Source organism: uncultured Bacteroides sp. (genome assembly GCF_902491285.1).
Lineage (GTDB): Bacteria > Bacteroidota > Bacteroidia > Bacteroidales > Bacteroidaceae > Bacteroides.
On the sequence record NZ_CABUHK010000148.1, the window covers coordinates 1 to 6,119 of the forward strand.

At 43.2% G+C, this 6,119-nt stretch carries 7 protein-coding genes and 1 tRNA gene; 6 read left to right on the forward strand and 2 right to left on the reverse strand.

What is annotated here, in order from left to right; all coding sequences use genetic code 11:
• Positions 1 to 194: 194 nt before the first annotated feature.
• Positions 195 to 268, reverse strand: a tRNA-Thr gene (locus tag RDN93_RS21400).
• Positions 269 to 576: 308 nt separating this feature from the next.
• Here RDN93_RS21400 and RDN93_RS21405 point away from each other — a divergent pair.
• The 6 genes from RDN93_RS21405 to RDN93_RS21430 are packed head-to-tail and all read left to right on the forward strand — an operon-like array spanning position 577 to position 5,048.
• A complete protein-coding gene (locus tag RDN93_RS21405) occupies positions 577 to 1,134 on the forward strand; it encodes a DUF4199 domain-containing protein (RefSeq protein WP_308747356.1) in 558 nt (185 codons plus the stop codon).
• Positions 1,135 to 1,163: 29 nt separating this feature from the next.
• Positions 1,164 to 2,117, forward strand: a complete 954-nt coding sequence (locus tag RDN93_RS21410) for a glycosyltransferase family 2 protein (RefSeq protein ID WP_308747350.1) — start codon at positions 1,164 to 1,166, stop codon at positions 2,115 to 2,117.
• Between the two features lie 20 nt (positions 2,118 to 2,137).
• Positions 2,138 to 2,686: a DUF6452 family protein gene (locus tag RDN93_RS21415; RefSeq protein WP_308747351.1), complete on the forward strand. Its 549-nt coding sequence runs from the start codon at positions 2,138 to 2,140 to the stop codon at positions 2,684 to 2,686.
• The gene (locus RDN93_RS21420; protein ID WP_308747352.1) at positions 2,622 to 3,419 is read left to right on the forward strand and encodes a DUF6048 family protein; all 798 of its coding nucleotides are present in this window, start codon (positions 2,622 to 2,624) and stop codon (positions 3,417 to 3,419) included. The genes RDN93_RS21415 and RDN93_RS21420 overlap by 65 nt, the downstream gene beginning before the upstream one ends.
• A gap of 6 nt (positions 3,420 to 3,425) precedes the next feature.
• Positions 3,426 to 4,007, forward strand: coding sequence for a manganese efflux pump MntP family protein (locus RDN93_RS21425; protein ID WP_308747353.1), 582 nt, complete (start codon positions 3,426 to 3,428; stop codon positions 4,005 to 4,007).
• A 30-nt stretch (positions 4,008 to 4,037) separates the two neighbouring features.
• Positions 4,038 to 5,048, forward strand: a complete 1,011-nt coding sequence (locus RDN93_RS21430; protein WP_308747354.1) for an FAD:protein FMN transferase — start codon at positions 4,038 to 4,040, stop codon at positions 5,046 to 5,048.
• A gap of 130 nt (positions 5,049 to 5,178) precedes the next feature.
• Here RDN93_RS21430 and RDN93_RS21435 read toward each other — a convergent pair whose 3' ends face one another.
• Positions 5,179 to 5,820: an HU family DNA-binding protein gene (locus RDN93_RS21435; protein WP_308747355.1), complete on the reverse strand. Its 642-nt coding sequence runs from the start codon at positions 5,818 to 5,820 to the stop codon at positions 5,179 to 5,181.
• Positions 5,821 to 6,119 lie beyond the last annotated feature (299 nt).

Below are 6,119 nucleotides of genomic sequence, written 5' to 3' on the forward strand. Positions count from 1 at the left end.
GGAGTAGTGGATATGAGCTTCTTCCTTTTTAGGCTAGCAAAGGTATATGCATGAACGGAATTAACAAAACTTAATCCCCCAAGAATTACAACTGAGCCATTATAGTTTTATCGGAACTGTACATTTCGATACTATGCGAATATATAAAAAAAGTATCCAGGCAAATACCTGAATGCTTTTCTTCTTCAATTTTGAGCCTCTTGTCGGATTCGAACCAACGACCCCGAGATTACAAATCACGTGCTCTGGCCAACTGAGCTAAAGAGGCGGGTGGGTAAGCTTACTATATCGCGCCGCTACAACCAACTACCTTTGCTGCGATCAAGCCCTGGAGGATTCGAAGGGAGCTGGCCGTATAGGACTTACCCGTTTTGCGGTTGCAAAGGTAGGCATTTTTATGGATTCTGCAATAGCTAAAGATAACTTTTTTCACACAAAACAACTAACCATCTACATTTCAAGCAATTAAAAGTATAAAAAAAATCTCAGGCGGCAACTTCCCTTGCTTTATTAACTTTAACAACCATATTCCCTCTACCAACCGATATTATTTGTACCTTTGTGCGCAATTTAGAAATAAAGATGACAGAAAACAGAATCTATTTACAGAAATATGCCATGCACTTTGGCACGTATATGGGAGTCTATTGGATATTGAAATTCATACTATTTCCATTGGGATTTCGTATTCCTTTCTTTTCTTTCCTATTTATAATCCTGACATTAGCCGTACCATTCATCGGTTACCACTATACAAAAATGTATCGGGACAAAATATGCGGAGGAAGCATCCAGTTCTCACATGCCGTTCTCTTCAGCATCTTCATGTATATGTTCGCGTCCTTACTGGTAGCCGTGGCACACTATATCTATTTCCAGTTTATCGACCACGGATTTATCATTAATTCCTATACCCAGCTATGGGACGAATTGATGGCCAACACCCCCGCCTTGATAGAAAGCAAAGAGATTATAAAAGAAACGATAGACAGTGTCCGTTCACTCAATTCCATTAATATAACCATGCAGCTATTGTCATGGGATGTATTTTGGGGAAGTATCCTCGCCATCCCTACTGCATTGATGGTGATGAAAAGAGCCAAACCTGAGAACGACGAGCCTTCACAATCGTAACTTGTAATTCGTAATTTAGAAGTAAAAAGATGGATATATCAGTTGTAGTCCCATTATTCAATGAAGAAGAGTCACTACCCGAACTCTACGCTTGGATAGAACGGGTAATGCAAGCCAACGGATTCTCATTCGAAGTGATTTTCGTTAATGACGGAAGCACTGACCACTCATGGGAAGTGATAGAAAAGCTCAAAGCACAATCAGAACACGTAAAAGGAATCAAATTCCGTCGCAACTATGGTAAATCTCCCGCACTCTACTGTGGATTTGCCGAAGCTCAGGGTGACGTAGTTATCACGATGGATGCAGACCTGCAGGACAGCCCGGACGAAATTCCGGAACTCTACCGGATGATAACCCAGGATGGTTACGATCTCGTATCCGGCTGGAAACAAAAAAGATATGACCCACTATCAAAAACGTTACCAACGAAGTTATTCAACGCAACCGCACGCAAAGTGTCGGGCATCAAAAACCTGCACGATTTTAACTGCGGACTGAAAGCATATCGCAAAGATGTCGTAAAACACATCGAAGTGTACGGTGAAATGCACCGTTACATTCCCTATTTGGCAAAGAATGCCGGATTCAAGAAAATCGGTGAAAAGGCTGTCCATCATCAGGCACGTAAGTTTGGCTCTACCAAATTCGGTGGCTGGAACCGTTTCTTCAACGGCTATCTGGACTTGATTTCCCTCTGGTTCCTTTCCAAGTTCGGAATCAAGCCGATGCATTTCTTCGGTTTATTAGGTTCGCTGATGTTCTTTATCGGATTCATATCAGTGGCCGTCGTAGGCGCCAGCAAGCTATATGCCATGTCCAATGGTCTGCCCTACCGACTGGTGACCGACTCTCCCTATTTTTATCTGTCACTCACGGCAATGATTATAGGTACGCAATTGTTCCTTGCCGGATTCCTTGGCGAACTAATCTCGCGCAACGCACCGGAACGGAACAACTATCAGATAGAAAAGAAAATTTGATTCACATTCAATAATTGACTATGAAGAATTTAGTTCGTATCTTTCTCCTATTGATAATCGTCGGTGCCGCCGTGGGCATCCACAGCTCGTGCTCGGACGAGAACGACTGTTCGCTGGCAGGACGTCCGATGATGTATTGCACGTTCAAAGTCCTCAATCCTGACGATAAGACCGAAGTATTAAATGATACGCTTGACTCGTTGACAATTAAGGCATTGGGGACAGACTCAATCATTCTCAACAACGAGAAGAAAGTACATAAGATAATGCTGCCATTACGCTACACAAGCGATTCTACCGTATTTATTTTCCAATATGACCCGGTACGTAACCCCAATGATGTAGACACCTTATATATCGTACAACAAAATACCCCCTATTTCCAATCAATGGAATGTGGATATATGATGAAACAAAATATCCTCAGTGCCAAGTTCGGAAACAGAGCAGGTAGCTCGGAGAAAATAGACTCCATCTATTTTAGAAATAAAGAAGCCAATACTAATGAAATTGAGAATCTACAGATATTCTTTAAATATCGTGACCGTACACCGGATACGACTGACTAGCCTTCTTCTGCTCTTTTGTATCGGGCTTCCGTTGTTGGCACAGCAGCAACGCCCTACCCATACACCCAAAAGAGAACAGAAAAAGAATAAGGTTGCCGAAGTAGATACCATTCCTTTTTACAATGGTACGTACATCGGCGTGGACTTGTACGGCATAGGAAGCAAACTTCTAGGCGGTGACTTCATGAGTTCTGAAGTCAGCGTGGCAGTCAACCTCAAAAACAAGTTCATCCCTACTATTGAATTTGGTATGGGCGGAACGGATACATGGAGTGAAACCGGTATCCACTACAAAAGCAAAACTGCCCCATTCTTCCGGATCGGCGTGGATTACAACACCATGGCAAAGAAGAAAGAGAAAAACAGCTACCTATATGCAGGTATCCGTTACGCATTCAGCTCTTTCAAATATGACGTATCCACCATGCCCGCAGGCGACCCTATCTGGGGAGACGTTATAGGTAACCCCAGTCTGGAAGACGATTATTGGGGCGGAAGCGTACCTTTCAGCCATTTGGGAATGAAAGGTTCCGTGCAGTGGCTGGAAATCGTTTTAGGTGTCAAAGTGCGTATTTACAAGAACTTCAACATGGGCTGGTCGGTACGCATGAAATACAAGACAAGTGCCTCTACCGGAGAGTACGGCGACCCGTGGTATGTGCCCGGCTACGGAAAGTTTAAATCAAACAATATGGGAATCACTTATTCCCTCATTTATAAATTGCCTCTTTAGAATACAATGACAGGACTGGAGATTTGGTTGCTTGCAATAGGTTTGGCGATGGATTGTTTCGCCGTTTCGATTGCAAGCGGTATTATTTTGAAACGTACCCAATGGAAGCCTATGCTGGTCATGGCTTTTGCGTTCGGGCTTTTTCAAGCAATCATGCCTTTTATCGGATGGATGTTTGCCAAAAGTTTCAGCCATCTTATAGAAAGTGTAGACCATTGGATTGCTTTCTCAATTCTCGCCTTTCTTGGCGGCAGGATGATTTGGGAGTCTTTCAAGGAAGAAGAATGCTGCCAGTTATTCAATCCGACAAGCCTGAAAGTGGTATTCACTATGGCAGTAGCAACGAGTATCGATGCGCTGGCGGTGGGCATTTCGTTTGCCTTTCTAGGAGTTCAGAGCTATAATGAAATCCTGTCTCCTATCCTTATCATAGGATTTGTCTCATTCGTCCTGTCGCTAATCGGACTTATCTTCGGTATCCAATGCGGCTGCGGACTGGCACGGAAATTAAAAGCGGAATTATGGGGTGGCATCATCCTGGTCATTATCGGAATCAAAATATTAATCGAACATCTGTTTTTCCAATAAAACAAGTTTCTTCATCAAACAAAAAAGCGTATGAAAACAAAAAAAAGTTTCCTTTGGCTGGCATTCCTGATTCTGGCAAGCATCTGGATAATAGCCAAGCACAACCAGAAGGCCAACTACAACAGTATCAAAGGTCTGGTATTCGGAACTATATATAAAATCACCTACGAGCACGAGGGTGACTTAAAACCGGAAATCGAAGCCGAACTGCAACGTTTTGACTATTCCCTGTCGCCATTCAACGACAGTTCTGTCATTAGCCGTGTAAACCGTAACGAAGAATTGGTTACCGACAGCTTCTTTCAAAATTGCTTCAACCGTTCGATTGAAATATCACGCGAGACAAAAGGCGCTTTCGACATCACGATAGCTCCTCTTGCCAACGCTTGGGGATTTGGCTTCAAGAAAGGAGCTTTCCCTGATTCATTAATGATAGACAGTCTGCTGCAAATCACCGGATATGAGAAGGTGAAATTGGAGAACGGTGAAGTTATCAAACAAGATCCACGTATCATGTTGAGCTGTAGCGCAGTAGCCAAAGGGTATTCGGTAGATGTAGTAGCACGCCTGCTCGACCGAAAAGGTATAAAAAACTATATGGTAGACATTGGCGGCGAGGTGGTAGTGAAAGGCAAAAACCCCTCCAATGGCTTATGGCGCATTGGAATCAATAAACCCGTTGACGACTCACTGGCCGTAAACCAAGAACTACAAACAATACTCGAAATTTCAGACTTAGGCTTGGCTACTTCCGGCAACTATCGCAACTATTACTATAAAGACGGCAAAAAATATGCCCATACCATCGACCCGAGAACGGGCTATCCTGTACAACACAGCATCTTATCTTCTACTGTAATCGCCAAAGACTGCATGACTGCCGACGCCCTAGCTACCGCATTCATGGTGATGGGGCTGGAAGAAGCGGAGACTTTTTGCAAAGCAAACCCGGAGATTGACGCTTACTTTATTTACAGTGGAGAAAACGGAGAGTTCAAGACTTACTATACGGAAGGAATGAAAAAGTACATAGCGAAATAAAATCCGTTTCTTCTCTTTCATTCCTTTCACATGAGGATAAGTCTCAAGCTATCAACTATTTCGTGTGATTACTTAAAGATTAATGCCCTTTTCACATTCTTCACGACCGGTATCATCACAAAAACACCATTTATCGTGAAGGATGTGCCGCATCTCTCGACACCCCATAATAACCGGGAGCAGGCACATACATCGGTTGAGTGCGCAAGCCGATATTCACCAGTTTTCCTTCTCCACGCAGACGAACCAAATGTGTTTTTGCCGTAGTACGAGCCAAGCCGCATATCTCTTGAAAGTCACGACGGGTCATCATCTGATGTCCGGCAAAATATTCTTTCAACAACATGTCAATCTCCACCTCCGAAACCTTCTCCGAATGGCGGACGTACTTGGACTGACTGGCACGGACGCCAACAAAATGTCCTTTCAGATTAGTGTCAGGACGGAAACGAACTGTTTTAAAAGTCACTTTATTGGTTTTGTGCGGAGTGCTGCGGGTCACTTTCCCCGTAGCCGCCAAAGTGGGATAAAAATAACCGATTCCCTCGATATGCACTTCTTTCCCCTCACTCAACGACTCGCCGAGAATCTTCGACAGGTTGTCGAGCACATTCTTCACATCACCCACAGTCAACGAACTGTAATCATGAATCCTGTAACAAAGTGTTTCCGTATCCACCTTACCATTCATAAAGATACGCGGATGCAACGCTGCCTCTTCTTCGTCCGAAGATGCATTAGGATTTTCATACCAATCAAATACAATAGCCATTACTTCTTTTCAATTTAAATGTGTAACTTCATCATAGGACGACTGTAATCGGCTATTCGGACAACTGAAATCGGCTGTTCAGTCAACTATAGTCAGCCGACCGGACAACTCCAGCCGGCTTTCCTTAAACAAGCACTAAAGATACGACAAAGTAACGACATATCAGCATAAGAAAGCATGTTTTTCATTTCAGAAGAAAACAAACATTTTCTTAGTTAAATACTTGCAAACCCCATATCTCATGTTATACCTTAGCAGCATCAACCGGTCGAAAAAACAACATTTATTCATTTAAAAAA